Source organism: Pseudomonas sp. GW821-FHT12A04, assembly GCF_058807755.1.
Map to the genome: position 1 here is coordinate 127,691 of NZ_JBXAQZ010000002.1, position 16,974 is coordinate 144,664.

General features: G+C 61.3%; 12 protein-coding genes. 10 read left to right on the forward strand and 2 right to left on the reverse strand.

The annotated features are described in order from the left end of the window. Positions 1–513: 513 nt before the first annotated feature. The 5 genes from AC1RS8_RS03380 (at position 514) to AC1RS8_RS03400 (ending at position 7,832) form a co-directional block, all read left to right on the forward strand. Positions 514–1,416: a LysR family transcriptional regulator gene (locus AC1RS8_RS03380; RefSeq protein ID WP_489339489.1), complete on the forward strand. Its 903-nt coding sequence runs from the start codon at positions 514–516 to the stop codon at positions 1,414–1,416. A gap of 119 nt (positions 1,417–1,535) precedes the next feature. Continuing rightward, a complete protein-coding gene (locus AC1RS8_RS03385) occupies positions 1,536–2,162 on the forward strand; it encodes a glutathione S-transferase family protein (protein WP_349735862.1) in 627 nt (208 codons plus the stop codon). A 64-nt stretch (positions 2,163–2,226) separates the two neighbouring features. Next, positions 2,227–4,257, forward strand: coding sequence for a pyridoxamine 5'-phosphate oxidase family protein (locus AC1RS8_RS03390; RefSeq protein ID WP_489339488.1), 2,031 nt, complete (start codon positions 2,227–2,229; stop codon positions 4,255–4,257). A 274-nt stretch (positions 4,258–4,531) separates the two neighbouring features. Continuing rightward, positions 4,532–5,728, forward strand: coding sequence for a DUF3142 domain-containing protein (locus tag AC1RS8_RS03395; protein ID WP_223501590.1), 1,197 nt, complete (start codon positions 4,532–4,534; stop codon positions 5,726–5,728). Continuing rightward, positions 5,715–7,832 (forward strand): hypothetical protein, encoded by a 2,118-nt coding sequence (locus AC1RS8_RS03400; protein WP_489339487.1) that lies wholly within the window; start codon positions 5,715–5,717, stop codon positions 7,830–7,832. Before AC1RS8_RS03395 ends, AC1RS8_RS03400 begins: the two co-directional genes overlap by 14 nt. 3 nt (positions 7,833–7,835) lie before the next feature. Here AC1RS8_RS03400 and AC1RS8_RS03405 read toward each other — a convergent pair whose 3' ends face one another. Next, positions 7,836–8,465, reverse strand: coding sequence for a LysE family translocator (locus AC1RS8_RS03405; protein ID WP_489339486.1), 630 nt, complete (start codon positions 8,463–8,465; stop codon positions 7,836–7,838). A gap of 180 nt (positions 8,466–8,645) precedes the next feature. On the opposite strand from AC1RS8_RS03405, the gene AC1RS8_RS03410 reads away from it, so the two are divergent. Continuing rightward, positions 8,646–9,119, forward strand: coding sequence for an Lrp/AsnC family transcriptional regulator (locus AC1RS8_RS03410; protein WP_057712676.1), 474 nt, complete (start codon positions 8,646–8,648; stop codon positions 9,117–9,119). A gap of 112 nt (positions 9,120–9,231) precedes the next feature. Here AC1RS8_RS03410 and lpdA read toward each other — a convergent pair whose 3' ends face one another. After that, positions 9,232–10,632: a dihydrolipoyl dehydrogenase gene (gene lpdA, locus AC1RS8_RS03415; protein WP_057712677.1), complete on the reverse strand. Its 1,401-nt coding sequence runs from the start codon at positions 10,630–10,632 to the stop codon at positions 9,232–9,234. Positions 10,633–10,846: 214 nt separating this feature from the next. Between lpdA and hflK (AC1RS8_RS03420) the strand changes: the two genes are divergently transcribed. The 4 genes from hflK (AC1RS8_RS03420) to AC1RS8_RS03435 are packed head-to-tail and all read left to right on the forward strand — an operon-like array spanning position 10,847 to position 16,801. Next, positions 10,847–12,805 carry a protease modulator HflK gene (hflK, locus tag AC1RS8_RS03420; RefSeq protein WP_489340653.1) on the forward strand — a complete coding sequence of 653 codons (1,959 nt, stop codon included), beginning with the start codon at positions 10,847–10,849 and terminating at the stop codon, positions 12,803–12,805. Continuing rightward, the gene (gene hflC / locus AC1RS8_RS03425) at positions 12,802–13,839 is read left to right on the forward strand and encodes a protease modulator HflC (protein ID WP_340312772.1); all 1,038 of its coding nucleotides are present in this window, start codon (positions 12,802–12,804) and stop codon (positions 13,837–13,839) included. The genes hflK (AC1RS8_RS03420) and hflC overlap by 4 nt, the downstream gene beginning before the upstream one ends. Continuing rightward, positions 13,836–14,894 (forward strand): protease modulator HflK, encoded by a 1,059-nt coding sequence (gene hflK, locus AC1RS8_RS03430; protein WP_489339485.1) that lies wholly within the window; start codon positions 13,836–13,838, stop codon positions 14,892–14,894. The genes hflC and hflK (AC1RS8_RS03430) overlap by 4 nt, the downstream gene beginning before the upstream one ends. Then, positions 14,891–16,801 (forward strand): heavy metal translocating P-type ATPase, encoded by a 1,911-nt coding sequence (locus tag AC1RS8_RS03435; protein WP_489339484.1) that lies wholly within the window; start codon positions 14,891–14,893, stop codon positions 16,799–16,801. Before hflK (AC1RS8_RS03430) ends, AC1RS8_RS03435 begins: the two co-directional genes overlap by 4 nt. Positions 16,802–16,974 lie beyond the last annotated feature (173 nt).

Below are 16,974 nucleotides of genomic sequence, written 5' to 3' on the forward strand. Positions count from 1 at the left end.
ATCCATAAAGCAGGATCGACGGGCAGCCGTCAAAGCGTTAAAAACCGATAACGCTTTACTTTAAGTAGAGAAAACTTCAATGAGGTACCTACCAAAAACCCAATAGGTAACAGGTGGTTTGTAGTATAGGAGCAGTCGTATATTCCGCCTGTTTATACAGGCTGGAATCCTGCTGCAGTTGATGGAGTCCGCTGCGAGCCCTTGACTGAAGCGGTTTGGAAGCTGAGCCAATGGCTCCTTTTTCTCTACCGGGCATTTGCCGTTGCAGCGGGCTGATCAGAATAATTGCCAACAGTCGCACCCGTCGCAAGAAAATAATCGTCATTAATTATCAATAATCCCCGGTCCGCTTTTTGAGGTTTGTGACACGCTTGGTTTTTACGGTGCAGGCGCTACAGTGCAGTAGCCCATTGATTTACCTGATGGTCTGGCGCCCAACTATGTTGTTGAACATTTGCGCTTAACATTCCGGCCTTCGGTTGCGGTTTATCTATCTGAAATGAGGACAGTCCCATGGACCGCTTCCAGGAAATGCAGGTCTTCGCTGCTGTCGCCAAGGAGCAGGGTTTTTCGGCGGCGGCGCGGGGTTTGGGTCTGTCGGCGGCCAGCGTCACCCGAGCGGTCGCGGCGCTGGAGAAGCGAATAGGCACACAACTGCTCACGCGTACGACGCGCAGCGTTTATTTGAGCGAGGCTGGTCAGCGATATCTGGAGGATTGTCGGAGAATTCTCGCCGAGGTGCAGGAAGCCGAGGACTCGGCAGCGGGCAGCCATATCCATCCCCGTGGGCAACTGACCATCACCGCACCGGTCTTGTTTGGCGAGCTGTTTGTCACGCCGTTGATGGTGAATTATCTGACGCAATTCCCCGAGGTCTGCATCAACGCGCTGCTGGTGGACCGGATCGTGAGCGTGGTCGAGGAGGGCGTCGATGTGGCCATCCGCATTGGCGAACTCCCTGACAGCAATCAGCATGCGATCCGCGTGGGGGACGTGCGGCGGGTGATCTGCGCCTCGCCACAGTTTCTCACCAGCCATGGTCGGCCCCGACATCCCCGGGAACTGGCCCAGGCGCCAATCATTGCGACATCGGCCATAGGCCAGTTGCGGAGTTGGCCATTCATCGAAGACGGCGAAACCTTGAGCGTGCGGGCTGAACCGCGACTGGTGGTGACGGCGAATCAGGCAGCCATCACGGCGGCCAGTTTGGGGTTAGGCTTCACGCGGGTGCTGTCTTATCAAGTCGCGAACAAGGTGGCTGCCGGAGAGCTGGAAATCATTCTGGCGGACTTCGAACTGCCGCCGTTACCCATCCATGTGGTCTATCAGGGCGGACGTAAAGCACCGGCCCGGGTGCGCAGTTTTGTTGATTTCGCGGTGAACACGCTGCGCGAGCATCCGGCGCTCAGGCGTTGAGTTATTTCATCCGGTGAAATAATGGATTGCGTTTGCTGGTGATTCTGTTGTTTTGGTCGAGGGTAGAAGATACGACCCATCTCTCCACTGAACAGCACCACTTACCCGAGGTGTCGACCATGCAAGCGATCAAACTCTACAACTTCCCACGTTCCGGCCACGCTCATCGTGTCGAATTGATGCTGTCCCTGCTGAAACTGCCGACCGAATTGATCTTCGTTGACCTCGCCAAAGGCGAACACAAGCAACCGGCGTTCCTCGCGCTCAATGCTTTCGGTCAGGTGCCGGTGATTGATGATAAGGGCGTGGTGTTGGCCGATTCCAACGCGATTCTGGTTTACCTGGCGCAAAAGTACGGCAACGGTCGCTGGCTGCCGGCTGATCCGGTAGGGGCCGCCAAGGTCCAACGCTGGTTGTCGGTGGCGGCCGGTCCGATTGCCTTCGGCCCTGCCCGGGCAAGATTGATTACTGTGTTCGGCGCGCCTTACAACGCTGCAGAAGTGATTGCCTATGCCCATACCGTACTCAAGGTAATCGATCACGAATTGGCCGATACGCCGTATCTGGCCGGCACTGATCCGACGATTGCCGACGTCGCCGCCTACAGCTACATCGCCCATGCGCCTGAGGGCAATGTGTCGCTGGACGAGTACACCAACATTCGTGCCTGGCTGGCCCGCATCGAAGCCTTGCCGGGTTTTGTCGGCATGCCGCGCACCGTCGCCGGCCTGCAAAAAACCGCCTGATGCTGGTTGGCCCGGTGTTGCCGGGCCGCCCCGTTCTGCGCCACAGGCGCAAGGGAGCAGCCATATGGACCGTTCACCCTGGCATGCCGGCGAGAAACAATTGCAGGCGCATGTGGGCGTTGCCGAACGAATGGAGGCGTTCGGTCGTAAGGTGATTCGCAGCGAGATGCCGGACCAGCACCGCACCTTCTATCAACAATTGCCGTTCATGCTGTACGCAGCGGTGGATGCCGACGGTCATCCCTGGGGCAGTGTCCTTGAAGGCCAGCCCGGTTTCGCACACTCGCCAGAACCTGGTTTGCTGCAATTTCGCAGTCTGCCGGCCTTTGATGATCCCGCGCAGTTGAGCGAAGGCTCGGCCATCGGACTGCTGGGCATCGAGTTGCACACCCGCCGCCGCAACCGCATCAATGGGCATGTCAGTGCCATGACCATGGATGGTTTCGCAGTGACGGTGGACCAATCCTTCGGCAATTGCCCGCAGTACATTCAGTTGCGCCAGTTTCGCTCGGTGCCGCTGACCGATCCTGCGACCCGTGCCGCCCAGCATTTCGGCGAACTGGATGACGCGAGCAAAGCCATGATCGCCGAGGCGGACACCTTTTTCGTTGCCAGTTATGTGGACGTCGACGGTGAACGCTCGGTGGATGTTTCTCACCGCGGCGGTCAGGCCGGTTTCGTACAGGTGGAAGGCAATCGCCTGACCATTCCGGATTTCGCCGGCAACCTGCATTTCAACACCTTGGGCAACCTGCTGCTCAATCCCCGGGCCGGGTTATTGTTCATCGATTTCAATACCGGTGATTTGCTGCAACTCAGCGGGCGCACCGAAATCATCCTGGACGGTCCTCAGGTCGAGGCGTTCCAGGGGGCCGAGCGCCTGTGGACGATCGATGTAGAGCAAGTGGTACGTCGTCCGGCTGCCCTGTCGTTGCGCTGGCGCTTCGACGGCGTTTCACCCACCAGTTTGCTCACCGGTACCTGGGAGCAGGCCAAGGCGCGTTTGCAGGCCAAGGCCCTGGGCGATCAGTGGCGGCCGTTGCGGGTGACGCGGATTGAAGCGCAAAGCCACAGCATTCGCTCGCTTTACCTGGAGCCCGCCGATGGAGCGGGGTTGCCACTGTTCCAGGCCGGGCAGCATTTGCCTTTGCGCTTCAACATTGATGGCGATGTGCATATCCGCACGTACAGTTTATCGAGCGCACCGTCCGATGATTTTTTCCGCATCAGCGTGAAGCGTGACGGACGGGTGTCTACGCATTTGCATGAGCAGATTCGTGTCGGCGACCTGCTGGAGGCGCGGGCGCCGCAGGGGCATTTCACCGTGGCGCCCCATGAGCGTCGACCCTTGGTGTTGTTGGCGGCCGGGGTCGGCATCACGCCGCTGTTATCGATGCTGCGGGAAGTGGTGTACCAAGGGTTACGCACCCGCCGTATCCGGCCGACATGGTTCATCCAGAGTTCGCGCACGATGGCCGACCAGCCATTTCGCCGCGAACTGGATCGCTTGCTCGAGGATGCCGGTGACGCGGTGCGGGTAGTGCGTTTGCTCAGTCAACCGGAAGCCGAGGCGATACAAGGAGAGGACTTCGACCTCAGTGGACGGATCGACGTCGCGCTGCTCAAGGATCTGCTGACAGTCGAGGACTACGATCAGCCGGATTTTGTGGTCTGCGGTCCCGGGAGTTTTACCCAGGCGTTGTACGACGGCTTGCGCGAGTTGGACATTCGCGATTCGCGGATTCACGCCGAAACCTTCGGCCCGTCCACCTTGCGCCGGCGACCGGACCCCGATGCGGTGGTCATCGAACAACCGCCAGCCGCCACCACGTCCGTGCCCGTGGTGTTCCAGCGTTCGGCCAAGGAGGCGCGCTGGCAGCCAGACGGCGGCAGCTTGCTGGAGTTGGCGGAAAGCCGTGGCCTGCGCCCGGAATTCAGTTGTCGCGGCGGCTCCTGCGGCACCTGCAAAACGCGCTTGATCAGCGGTCAGGTGCATTACCCACTGCCGCCAGCGGAGGTGCCGGATGACGGACAGGTGCTGATTTGCTGTGCGATTCCGGCGCAGGGGGCGCAGCCGCTGGTACTCGATATCTGAATATCATTGCAGGCGAACATTGCCCGCCGGTCGATGGCTGAGTAGGGTAGGGGCAGAACGAACAAGGGCCGCAGAGGGTAGTGCCTGTCAGTTAAGCCCCGGACATTGTGGGAGCGAGCTTGCTCGCGATAGCGGACCGTCAGGCACCCCTTGTGTGACTGTCCAACCGTCATCGCGAGCAAGCTCGCTCCCACAAGGTTTGCGGTGTTTAAACGCTTAACTGACTGGCATTCACCGCACAGGCCCTTTCTGCATTTCAGGAACAGGCGTTTCAATGGTTTTTTTCACTCGCTCGATGGTCTTGCTGATGGCGCTGGCGCTCACCACCGGTTGCGAAAGACAGGATGCACCGCCGCTGGATCAACAGCTTTACGTCTGGCAGCGGCAGTGGACGCCGGCCCACGACGCTGCCCTCAGGGATAGCCGCGCCGACTTTTCGACGTTGCGGGTGCTGGCCTTGCAGGCCTTTCCCAACGCGGGCTGGAGTCGAGCCCGGATTGACCCGGCACTGCTCAAGCGCGATGGCCGGCCGGTGATTGCGGTGATTCGCCTGGATGGGCAGCTCAAGGCGCTGGATCAGGATGAGATCACAGCGCAAATCCGCCAGGTGATCGGCGACTGGCAGGGACAGGGGCTGAACCTCGCCGGCGTGGAAATCGACCACGATGCCGGTAACGCTCGGCTACCGGAGTACCGCCAATTTCTCGCGCAGTTGCGCGGAGCATTGCCGACTTCGCTGGTACTGAGCATCACCGCGTTGCCATCCTGGCTCGACAGTCGCGAACTGCCGGCGCTGTTATCCACAGTCGACAGCAGTGTGTTGCAGGTGCACGCGGTGAGCGATCCGCGTCGTGGCTTGTTCGATGCTGATCAGGCCCGGCAATGGGCGAAGGCCTGGAGCCGTATCACGACGAAACCGTTCTATCTGGCGCTGCCGGCCTATGGCGTGGCGTTGCTGCCCTCGGCGGGTGGCGCGCCCGTTGTGGAAAGCGAAGTGACGGTGGAGCGTGAAGGGCTGCGTCGGGAATTGCTTGCCGACCCTCAGTCATTGCGCACCCTCGGCACCGAGTTGCGTGCCGATCCACCGAAACATCTGGCAGGCCTGATCTGGTTTCGCCTGCCATTGGCCAACGACCGTCGGGCCTGGAGCTTGACCACTTTGCTCGCCGTGGCGCGTGGTGATGTCCTCGACAGTCAATTGAAACTGAAACTCTCGGCCGACAATGGCCTTTATGACATCGGCATCAGCAACCAGGGCAATCTCGACAGCGCCTGGCCCGAACGCCTGACACTGGCGGTCAGCGGTTGTGAGGGGGCCGATGCCTTGGCCGGTTACGCGTTGCAACAGCGTCCGGATCTGCTTACCTTCACCCGCCTGCGTGATGGCCGAATACCGGCCGGCGGACAGCGTGCCGTTGGTTGGGCTCGCTGCGCACACATTGATCAAGGAGGTTCGAATGTTCACCCGTAACTGGCCGCGTCATTTGCTTTGCCTGAGCCTCAGCCTGCCGCTGGGTTCGGCACTGGCCTGCGGCCCGGACTTCCCCATGCGCCTGCTGGATAACCGAGGCCAGTCGCTGGCGGAACTGCCGGAAGGCAACTTCAGCTTCGAAATCAGCCGCCTCGGCCACGCCATCAACGGGTTGAAGAACGTCACCGCTGGCGTTGACTACACGGATGTACCTGACGCTGTAGCGCTGCGCGATCAAGCCGAGCAGGCGGGACTTTCCGCCGAGCAACAGGTGCTGGTGAAACACTTGCGCAGCCTGACCGATGCCCGCCAGGTTGAAAGCGAGGGCGCGCAACTGCCGCCTGAGCTCAGGTTGTACCTGGCCGGCGCTGTGGCATTTGCCGCGGGTGATCCTGCCTTGGCCGCCGGGTATTTCAAGAAAGTGCTGGCCCTGCCCGCAGAGCAACGGGCCTCGCGCAGCACCTGGGCGGCTTACTCGCTGGGTCGAGCGTTGTTCGCCATGAGCGCCGAAGCCAATGCGGCTCCGGATCTGCTCGAACAATCCCGTGACGCCTTCGAGCAAACCCGGCAACTGAGCATCGACGGCTTCAGTGATCCACTGGAACTGGGTGTCGCGAGCCTCGGTGAAGAAGCCCGGGTGGTGCGCACCGCTGGCGACTGGAACCGCGCCATCGAGTTGTACGCCACGCAGAATCTGCACGGCTCCGCGGTGGGCTACACCTCGTTGAAGTTGTTGATGGCGGACCTGATGACGCTGCCGGATGATCAAGTGGCCGAGTTGCTCAAGGGCCAGCCAGTGCAGCAATTGGTGACAGCATCGCTGATCAGTCGGTTGGGGTGGTCGTTCGGTGATCAACCGCCCAACGAACAGAAAATGATCAAGCTGCTGCAAAACAGTACCCGTGGCAGCCTCGAAAACGCCGACCGCCTGGCGGCAATGAATTATCAACAGGGTGATTACGCCAGCGCCAAGGCTTTCCTCGAACACGCTGGCGATGGTGGGTTGGCCTGGTGGCTGCGGGCAAAACTGGCGGTGCGCGAGGGCGATAAGAGCGCGGCCGCCGCAGCCTATGCCAAAGCGGCGCAGGCCTTCCCGCAGAATGAGTCCTGGGGCGAGCGCCGCACACCGGACTTCGATTACGAAACGCTCCAGCCCAAATGCCGGGTCGAGGGTGAAAGTGCGATCCTGGCCCTGCAACGCGGGGATTACCTGCAAGCTTTCGATCAGCTGTATCGCAGCCAGAGCACTTACTGGTTCGACGCCGCCACCGTTGCCGAGCGCGTGTTGACCCTCGAAGAACTCAAGCACTACGTAGACACTCAAGTGCCGGCCCCGCCGCCGCTCAGCCAGCAGGACCGCGACAACTATGTGCCCTTGCCGGTGGCGGCGAGCCTGCGCAATCTGCTGGGCCGTCGGCTGTTGCGCGAGGGGCATTACGAGCAGGCGCCGGCGTACTTCGACAATGACGGCTTGCGGCACAAGGCAAAACTGTATGGCGAGCAACGTCTGGCGGCTGATTCAGCCTGGTGGCCGACCCGTCGCGCCGCTGCGCTGTTCAATGCGGCCTGGACGGCACGCGAGTGGGGCATGGACATTCTGGGCTATGAAATGGCGCCGGATTACGCCACGTTCGGCGGTAACTACATTCTCGAAAACACCGAACTCAAGGTCGGTCCTTTGGTGGCCGAGGACGAAGTGAAGCGCCAGCAGGCCAGCGCAGCCCAGCCTGATCAGCGTTATCACTATCGCTTCGTGGCCACCGCGCTGGCGAGCAAGGCGGCGGATAACTTGCCTCACACCAGTCAGGCGTTTGCGGCGGTGCTGTGCGAGGCGTCGGGGTGGAACAGCAGCCTCGAAGAGCAAAGTGCGATATATCAGCGTTATGTCAAAGAAGGGCCTTACGTGGAATGGGCCGCCGATTTCGGCCACCAGTGCCCGTACCCCGACTTCGAAAACGCCGACAAACGCTACGTGACCCAAGTGACCGACGCTGCGCGTTCGGCCTTGCGCCCGTACAAGATGCCGTTACAGGTTGGTAGCGTAGTGGCGTTCGCGGTAGCAGCGCTGTTGATGTTCAAACGCCGCCGCCGCAAGGCGCAGTGAGGTTCAAGCCTGTTGCACAAAGGTTAGCCGCACGGCGAAACCGATCAACAGGCTGCCGAACAACCATTGTTGCAGGCGCTGGGCTGAGGGGCTGCGTTGCAGCCAACGGCCGAGTGCGGCGCCGACCAGGGCGTATGCGCTGTCGAACAGCAACCCGACACTAACCAGCACCACGCCCAAGGTCGCAAATTGCCCGAGCACCGGCCCAGACTGTGGGTCGATGAATTGCGGCAGCAGCACCGAGCAGAACAGCAGTGCCTTGGGATTGAGCAGGTTGGTCAGCAGTCCGCGTCGGATGGCTGCGCCCCAGCGCGGTTTTTCGCCGGTTGTGTCGGCGCTGGGGAGGCTCGGCAGCATCGTGGTTCGCAGGCACTGAATGCCGATCCACAGCAGGTACGCGGCACCGGCCAGGCGTACCACGTCGAACGTCCAGGGCGCTGCCTTGAACAGTGCCGCCAGCCCCAGCGCCGCCAATGCCACATGGCAACCCCGGGCAATACCCAGGCCCACGGCCGTGGCCAGCGCGGCGCCTTTGCCTTGGCGGGCACCGGTCTGCAACAGCAGGATCATGTCGGGCCCCGGCAACAGGTAGACCACCGCCAGTGCCATGAAAAACAGCCAGAGACCTTGCATGTTGCACCCCATTCGTTGTCGATTTGGTCGTGCCAGTCTAGGGCTGAAGGGCGGGGCAGGTGCTTGCGTTGTCAGCTTCTATCGGGTCATGTATTGGCATAATCTGCCACTTAATCAAGATTGAACCATCAGGATCTGCCAAACCATGAAACTCATTGAACCATCAGGATCTGCCAAACCATGAAACTCGACGCCTACGACCGCAAGATTCTCGCCGCACTGCAACGGGATGGCCGCCTGAGCAATGTGCAACTGGCAGACGAGATCGGCCTGTCGGCATCGCCATGCTTGCGCCGGGTGCGGATGCTTGAAGAGGCGGGGGTGATTCGCGGCTACCAGGCCAATCTGGATCGCGACGAAGTGGGGTTGGGGCTGACAGTGTTTGTCGGGGTCAAGGTCGAGCGTCATAACGATGAGCAAGCCGAAGCCTTTCGACTGGCGGTGACGGCATTGCCGGAGGTGATTTCGGCGTTTCTGGTATCAGGTGAGTCGGATTTTCTGCTGCAGGTAGTGGTGCCGGACTTGCGTGCCTATGACCGGTTTCTCACCGGGCGTTTGCTGAAGTTGCCGGGTGTGAGCGACATCCGCAGCAACTTTGCGATTCATACTGTGAAGGCCCCGGGGGTGTTGCCGCTGGAGCATTTGCCGCTGTAGACCGAGTTGCCTGCCATCGCGAGCAAGCTCGCTCCCACAGGTACAGCGCAAACCATGTGGGAGCGAGCCTGCTCGCGAAGGCGATAAATCAGTCACTGCAACTCTTCAAGTCTTACATCTGCGTCGCCATCCCCTCCACATTCATCGCCGCCTGGCGCAAGGCCTCGGAGCGAGTCGGGTGTGGATGGCAGGTCAGGGCGATGTCTTCGGCCGAGGCGCTGAACTCCATGGCCACGCAATACTCGCCAATCATTTCACTGACGCTCGGGCCAACCAGATGCACGCCGAGGACTTCGTCCGTGCGTTCATCGGCCAGCACTTTGGCGAAGCCTTCGGTCTCGTGGTTGATCTTCGCCCGGCTGTTGGCGGTAAAGGGAAACTTGCCGACCTTGTACGCACGACCTTCAGCCTTGAGCTGCTCTTCGGTTTTGCCGACGCTGGCCAGCTCCGGTTTGGTGTAGACCACACTGGGGATCAGGTTGTAATTGACCTCGCCAGCCTTGCCGACCATCTGCTCGACGCAGGCCATGGCTTCGTCCTCGGCCTTGTGGGCGAGCATGGGGCCGGAGGTCACGTCACCAATCACCCAGACCCCGACGGCTTCGGTGCGATGCCCCTTGTTGGCGAGCATGCCGCGCTTGTCCGTGGCGAGGCCGACGTTCTCCAGGCCCAGGCCCTGTGTATAAGGTCGGCGCCCGATGGCCACCAGCACGTAATCGGCTTCAAGCAATTCGGCGGCACCGCCTGCGGCAGGCTCGATGCTGAGCTGCACGCCGGTGGCGGAGGTGGTGGCGCTGGTCACTTTTGAACTCAACTTGAAACTCAAGCCTTGTTTGCTCAGGGAGCGCTGCAGGGTTTTGCCGGCTTCGATGTCCACGCCTGGGCAGATCCGGTCGAGAAACTCGACCACCGTTACCTGTGCCCCAAGGCGTCGCCAGACCGAACCCAGCTCCAGGCCGATCACGCCAGCGCCGATCACCACCAGATGCTTGGGCACCTCGGTCAGCGCCAGGGCACCGGTGGAGTCGAGGATGCGTTTGTTATCGATATCCACGCCGGGCAGGGGAGTGGGCTCGGAACCGGTGGCGATGATGATGTCCCTGGCACTTAGTTCGGTCTTGCCGCCGGCGCTATCGGTCACCGTGACTTTGCCCGGCCCGTCGATGTGGCCCCATCCTCTGATCCAGTCGACCTTGTTCTTACGGAAAAGAAACTCGATGCCCTTGGTCAGCCCGGTAACGCTTTCATCCTTTTGCTTCATCATCTGGTTGAGGTTGAGCACGGGTTTGACTTCGATCCCCAGATTGGCGAATTCCGCGCCCTTGGCCGCGTCGTACAGTTCGGAGGCATGCAGCAACGCCTTGGATGGCATGCAACCGACGTTCAGGCAGGTGCCGCCAAGTGTGGCGCGTCCTTCCACGCAGGCAGCTTTCAGACCCAGTTGTCCGGCGCGGATCGCCGCGTTGTAACCGCCGGGGCCACCGCCGAGTATCACGACGTCATATGTGCTCATGGATGTACTCCTGGATCGAATGGGGAAGGGATGGGTAAAAGTAGTTCCTGAGTAAAATTACGAACGTAATATGTGCATTCTGCCGCATTTCGGTCAAGGCTTCAGCCAAGTGACAGGTTGGGCATCTTTAGATCGCGCGCTCGAGTACGAAAATTTCACCATTTTCGTTATATCGTAACGAACTGCCATGCAAGCGAAGACACTCTGGGGTGGTATGCAAGTCGATCTCGATGTTGATGAAACGCCGTTGGCCGGATTGCCGCGCTTTCAGCAGGCGTTCATTCAAGGGCGGCGTTTGCGCCAGTTCGCCATCGGTGCGGGCGTGCTCGCGACGGTAGGTGTGCTGCTGGCGTTTTTTGCCGGGCTGTTTGCATCGCAAACACTGTGGCCAACATTGCTGCTGAACCTGAGCATGGCGTTTGTCGTGTTGATGGCGGGTTTGCAATCGGCCTGGTGGGTGGCCCAGTGGCGTGCTCGCGCCATGAACCCCGTGGGGAAGGTGATTGCTGTCGACGAATCTGTCGCGCCTTCGGGGTGGTATGAGCGTTTGCTGGACCGGATCAGCCTGCAATCGCAGCACCTGCTCGGGCAAATCGGCGCGCCAACGCTGTGGCTTGGTGGCTGGGGATTGTTGGCGGTATTGGGCGTCGAACAGGCCTGGAACCTCACATTGCCCCCGGCAGCACTGGGGCTGGCAGCTACTGTCGGGGCAGCGTGCTTCTTGCTGTTGGCGTTCGGCCTGTTGGTGATGGAGCGTCATCTGGCGCAGGAAAACACCGCGCAATGGCCTGAAGCCGCTACGTTGGCGCAATTGATCCGTGTGGTGATCATCAGCTTGGCGCTCGGTGCTTTTTGCCTGTTGTTTGCCGATGAAACCTCGGTATGGCCCGTACGCCTGGCGGTGTTGATTGGACTGCTGCCGGGGCTGGTGGCGGCAGAACTGTTGCTGCGCGCGGTGTTGTCATTGTTCAGCCCGCGCCGTGAACGTCTTGAGTCAGAGCTACTGGCGCGCAGTTTTATCGCTGACATGTTGCGCTGGCCGCCACAGCCATTGCTGGCGTTGCAGCACGAATTGCATAACCGCTTCGGCATCGACCTGCGGCAGATCTGGGCCTTCACTTACATGCGTCGGGCCTTCCTGCCGGTGTTGGCGGTGGTTGCACTTGTTGGCTGGTCGCTGACGGGCATTCACGAAATTGCCCTGCAAGAGCGTGGCATCTATGAACGATTCGGTAAGCCAGTGGAGGTGTTTGGCCCGGGTTTGCATATGGGATTGCCTTGGCCATTGGGCCGGGTGTTGAGCGTCGAGAATGGCGTGGTACACGAGTTGGCCACCAGTGTTGGCGAAACCACGGCCCCTGCTCAGGCAGACCTCGCTGAAGGCCCGGCCCCGGCAGTTGCCAATCGTCTGTGGGACGCCAGCCATGTGAACGACAAGTCCCAGGTGATCGCCAGCAGCCGAGCCGACAAGCAGAGCTTTCAGATCGTCAACATGGACGTGCGTTTCGTCTATCGCATTGGTTTGAGCGATGAGGCGGCGTTGGCCGCGACCTATAACAGTGCCGATGTACCGATGTTGATTCGCAGCACCGCCAGCCGAATCCTGGTTCACGACTTCGCCTCGCGCACCCTCGACGGATTGCTTGGCGAGGACAGGGTAGGGCTGGCTGAAGAGATCGGCCGCGCGGTTCAGGCGGACCTGCAAAAACTCGACAGCGGCGTGGAAATTCTCGCCACGGTGGTCGAGGCTATTCACCCTCCGGCCGGTGCAGCCAATGCCTATCACGGCGTGCAAGCGGCGCAGATTGGCGCGCAAGCCTTGATCGCCCGTGAACGTGGCGCCGCTGCCGAAGCTACCAATCAGGCGCAGTTGCAGGCCAGCATCGCCCGCGATCAGGCGACGGCCAGCGCCCGCGAAATCAATGCCGGCGCCCAGGCAGCGGACCTGAAATTCAACGCCGAACAAAAAGCCTATGCCAGCGCCGGTCAGGCCTTTGTGCTGGAACAGTATTTCAGTCAGTTGTCCCAGGGTTTGGCCAATGCCAAGTTACTGGTTCTCGATCATCGTCTGGGCGGCAGCAGCAATGCGCCGACCATCGACCTCCGTACGTTCACGCTGCCGGTTGACCCTGCGCCGTCGCGTAAAACCGCTCAGCCAGGAGCTGCCAATTGAGCCAGTCCCATACTCACGATCACGATGACCACGCCGGCCACGATCACGGCCATGGCGGGCACCATCACCACGGCCATCATCATCACGGCGATCCGCAGGAGGCCGGTCCATTCCCATGGCGTCGGATGGGGTGGGCGGCATTGCTGGTGGCGTTTGCGGTCGCTGCCGCGAGCCTGGTGCAGGTGCGCTCGGGTGAGGCCACGGTGATCACGCGCTTCGGCAACCCCTCACGGGTCTTGCTGGAGCCGGGACTGGGCTGGCGCTGGCCGGCACCGTTCGAAGCGGCGATCCCTGTGGATCTGCGGCTGCGTACCACGTCCAGCGGTTTGCAGGATGTCGGCACACGAGACGGTCTGCGCATCATCGTTCAGGCCTATGTGGCGTGGCAGGTGCAGGGCGATCCGGACAATGTGCAACGTTTCATGCGCGCGGTGCAGAACCAGCCCGATGAAGCCGCGCGGCAGATTCGCACCTTTGTCGGCTCCGCGCTGGAAACCACCGCCAGCAGTTTTGATCTGGCGAACCTGGTCAATACAGATGCCAGCCAGGTACGCATCGCCGATTTCGAAACACAACTGCGCAAGCAAATAGATCAGCAGTTGCTCACCACTTATGGTGTGCGCGTGTTACAGGTCGGTATCGAGCGATTGACGCTGCCTTCGGTGACGCTCACCGCGACGGTCGACCGGATGCGTGCCGAGCGCGAAACCATCGCTACTGAGCGCACTGCCATCGGCAAGCGTGAAGCCGCGCAAATTCGTTCCGCCGCCGAGCGTGATGCGCGAATTGTGCAGGCCGATGCCACGGTGAAAGCAGCAGATATCGAAGCGCAATCGCGCGTCGAAGCGGCGCAGATTTATGGCCGCGCCTACGCGCAATCGCCGCAGCTCTACAACCTGCTGCGCTCGCTCGACACCTTGGGCACGGTGGTGACGCCAGGAACCAAGCTGATTCTGCGTACCGATGCCGCACCGTTCCGGGTGTTGGTTGACGGTCCGCCGAGCTTCGACAACAAGTCCGGATCGCAGCCATGAGTTTGGTTCCACGTGGAACAAATGAGTTGAGCAGCCCCTGGATTCAGGCCGGGCGCTTGGCGTTTCTCGCCCTCTACGCGGTGACGGTGTTGGCGGCATTGGCGTGGGCGTTTTCCAATGTGAGGCAGATTGATCCGCAGAATCGCGCGGTGGTTTTGCATTTCGGCGCGCTGGATCGCATTCAGAATGCCGGATTGTTATTGGCCTGGCCGCAACCGTTCGAGCAGGTGATTTTGTTGCCGGCGGCGGATCGGGTGATCGAGCGCCGAGTGGAAGGCTTGTTGCGCAGTGGTGCCGCGATGCAGGCAGATCGCGTGGCCAGTTTTGCCACACCCATCAGCGATGCCCTCGCAGGTTCCGGCTATCTGTTAACGGGGGATGCCGGAGTGGTGCAACTCGATGTGCGGGTTTTCTACAAAGTCACCGAGCCCTATGCATTCGTGCTTCAAGGCGAACACGTGTTGCCGGCACTGGATCGTCTGGTGACCCGCAGTGCGGTCGCGCTCACGGCCGCACGGGATCTGGACACTATCCTGGTCGCTCGCCCGGAATTGATCGGCGCTGATAGCCAGGCGGCGGAACGGCGCGAGCGCTTACGAGGCGATCTGGTGCAGGGCATCAATCAACGGCTGGCCGAACTCACGACAACAGGACAAGGCTTGGGGATCGAAGTGGCGCGAGTGGATGTGCAATCGAGTCTGCCCAGCCCTGCGGTGAACGCTTTCAACGCGGTACTGACGGCCAGCCAGCAAGCCGATAAGGCCGTCGCCAATGCGCGCACCGAAGCCGAGAAGTTGACGCAGACCGCCAACGAGCAAGCCGACCGTACGCTACAAGTGGCCCATGCCCAGGCGAGCGAACGACTGGCCAAAGCCTCGGCAGATACCGCCACAGTATTGAGCCTGGCCAAGGCTCAGCAGCAGGGGACTGACCCGCAAATGCTGCTGCGCATCTATCGCGAGCGGATGCCGAAGATCCTCGGCCAGGCCGGCTCCGTCACGACGGTCGACCCTAAAGACGATTCCCGCCTGATCATTCAGGGAGCTGCACAATGACCGCTCAAACCGCCGCCGTATCGAGCCTGTTGTCATCGGCCGAACAGCGCCGCGCCGCGCGCCAGTTGACCCTGGCCATGCTCGCGTTGGGCCTGCTCGCGCTGGGCTTGATCTGGCGTTGGCTGGCGCCGGAGCAGACTGGTGTCAGTCAACTGCTGCTGGGTTTTGCTTCGTTGCTGGTCGCCGTTCCGGTCATGCGTTCAGCCTGGTACAGCCTGCGTTATCCAAGCCTGCACGGCATCACCGATCAATTGATCGCCCTGGCCATGCTGGGTGCCTGGGCCACCGGGGATCTGCTGACGGCGGCCCTGTTGCCGATCATCATGATCTTTGGCCACGTGCTGGAAGAGCGTAGCGTGATCGGTTCCCAGGAGGCGATTCACGCCCTCGGCAAACTGACCCGCAGCCACGCGCGCAAGGTTCAGGCGGACGGCTCCATCATCGAAGTCGACAACGGCACGCTCAAGGCGGGCGACCTGGTCGAGGTACGCGCCGGGGACAGGGTGCCCGCGGATGGCCGGGTGTTGTCCGGCCAGGCCAGCCTGGACACCGCCTCCATTACCGGCGAATCGGTACCGATGGAGGCGGGCGTCGGCATGTCGGTGTTCGGCGGCGCGATCAACCTCGACGGTCTGCTACGGATCGAAGTGACCCGCACCGGCCAGGAATCGACCCTCGGCAAAGTCATCGCCCTGATGCAAAACGCCGAGCGCTCGAAACCGCCGATCACTCGTCTGCTGGAGCGTTACGCGGGCAGCTATATGGTGCTGGTGTTGCTGCTGGCGGCGGTGACCTGGTTCATCACCAACAACGCTCAAGCGATGCTCGCGGTGTTGGTGGCGGCCTGTCCTTGTGCGTTGGTGTTGTCGGCGCCGGCCACGGCGATTGCCGGGGTGGCGGTAGCGGCACGCCACGGGATTCTGATTCGCAGTTCTGCGTTCCTTGAAGAGTTGGCGGACCTGACTTCGCTGGTGGTCGACAAGACCGGGACGCTGACCTTCGGCACCTTGCGCCTGCAATCCATTGACAGTCCGCTTGAGGATCGCAGCCATGTCCTGAAACTGGCTGCCAGCCTAGGTTCGGCCAGCAGTCACCCGGTCAGCCGTGCGCTGGCGGGGTTGGTGACCCAGGAGCACTTCCTGCTGCTTACTGACATCCATGAGCGCCAGGGCCTGGGCGTGGTGGCGATGACCGGGCAGGGCGAAGCGGCGCTCGGCCGGCCGGAGCTGTTCGCGCAACTGGGCATCAGTACAACGGAGGTTCCCGATCACGACGGTCCGATTGCCGGGCTGGCGCTCAATGGTGAATTTCTCGCCTGGTTGTTGTTGGCCGACAGCGTCAAACCCGAGGCGCAATTTGCCTTGGGTGAGTTGCGCGACCTCGGGTTGGGTCGCCAGTTGTTGCTCACCGGTGACCGGCACAGCGTCGCACAAACGCTCGCCCGGGATGTCGGGATCAGTGATGTCGAAGCGCAGGCCCTGCCCGAAGACAAACTGAAGCGTGTGCTCAAGGAAATCGACAGCGGTTTCCGGCCGATGGTGGTCGGCGATGGGATCAACGATTCCCTGGCCCTCAAGGCTGGCGTGGTGGGTGTCGCCATGGGCGCGGGCGGTGCGGACATCGCCTTGGCATCGGCGGATATCGTGCTGATCGGCAGTGACCTGCGCCGCCTCGGTACTTGCGTGCGCCTGAGTCGTCAGTGCCGCCAAACGTTACAGGTGAATGTGATCATCGGGCTAGGTTGGACTCTGGCGATCGTGGCCTTCGCCGCGTTCGGCTGGCTTGGCGCTGCCGGGGCGATGATTGCGGCGTTGCTGCACAACCTCAGCACCTTGCTGGTGTTGGGCAATGCCGGTCGTTTGCTGCGGTTCCAGGAGCCACTGCTCAAGCTCAAGGATGAAGCCTGAAGGCGAATGCTCTAAACCGGGTAATCACGGGGCTTCAACTTTTTAGAACTGTGCGCCCGGTTCGTAGTCTTTGAAGATGAGGGCACATCATTTTGTGCGTTCGCGGCGGCCGGTTCTGGCGTCGCGAATCATTGAAAACGGCTATTAATTCGATAGCCAGCTATTTTTCAAAG

What these genes read in the sequence shown, in the direction of transcription:
- AC1RS8_RS03380 (WP_489339489.1), top strand. Translation starts at nt 514, where the DNA reads ATGGACCGCTTCCAGGAAATGCAGGTCTTCGCTGCTGTCGCCAAGGAG.
- AC1RS8_RS03385 (WP_349735862.1), top strand. Translation starts at nt 1,536, where the DNA reads ATGCAAGCGATCAAACTCTACAACTTCCCACGTTCCGGCCACGCTCAT.
- AC1RS8_RS03390 (WP_489339488.1), top strand. Translation starts at nt 2,227, where the DNA reads ATGGACCGTTCACCCTGGCATGCCGGCGAGAAACAATTGCAGGCGCAT.
- AC1RS8_RS03395 (WP_223501590.1), top strand. Translation starts at nt 4,532, where the DNA reads ATGGTTTTTTTCACTCGCTCGATGGTCTTGCTGATGGCGCTGGCGCTC.
- AC1RS8_RS03400 (WP_489339487.1), top strand. Translation starts at nt 5,715, where the DNA reads ATGTTCACCCGTAACTGGCCGCGTCATTTGCTTTGCCTGAGCCTCAGC.
- AC1RS8_RS03405 (WP_489339486.1), bottom strand. Translation starts at nt 8,465, where the DNA reads ATGCAAGGTCTCTGGCTGTTTTTCATGGCACTGGCGGTGGTCTACCTG.
- AC1RS8_RS03410 (WP_057712676.1), top strand. Translation starts at nt 8,646, where the DNA reads ATGAAACTCGACGCCTACGACCGCAAGATTCTCGCCGCACTGCAACGG.
- lpdA (WP_057712677.1), bottom strand. Translation starts at nt 10,632, where the DNA reads ATGAGCACATATGACGTCGTGATACTCGGCGGTGGCCCCGGCGGTTAC.
- hflK (WP_489340653.1), top strand. Translation starts at nt 10,847, where the DNA reads ATGCAAGTCGATCTCGATGTTGATGAAACGCCGTTGGCCGGATTGCCG.
- hflK (WP_489339485.1), top strand. Translation starts at nt 13,836, where the DNA reads ATGAGTTTGGTTCCACGTGGAACAAATGAGTTGAGCAGCCCCTGGATT.
- AC1RS8_RS03435 (WP_489339484.1), top strand. Translation starts at nt 14,891, where the DNA reads ATGACCGCTCAAACCGCCGCCGTATCGAGCCTGTTGTCATCGGCCGAA.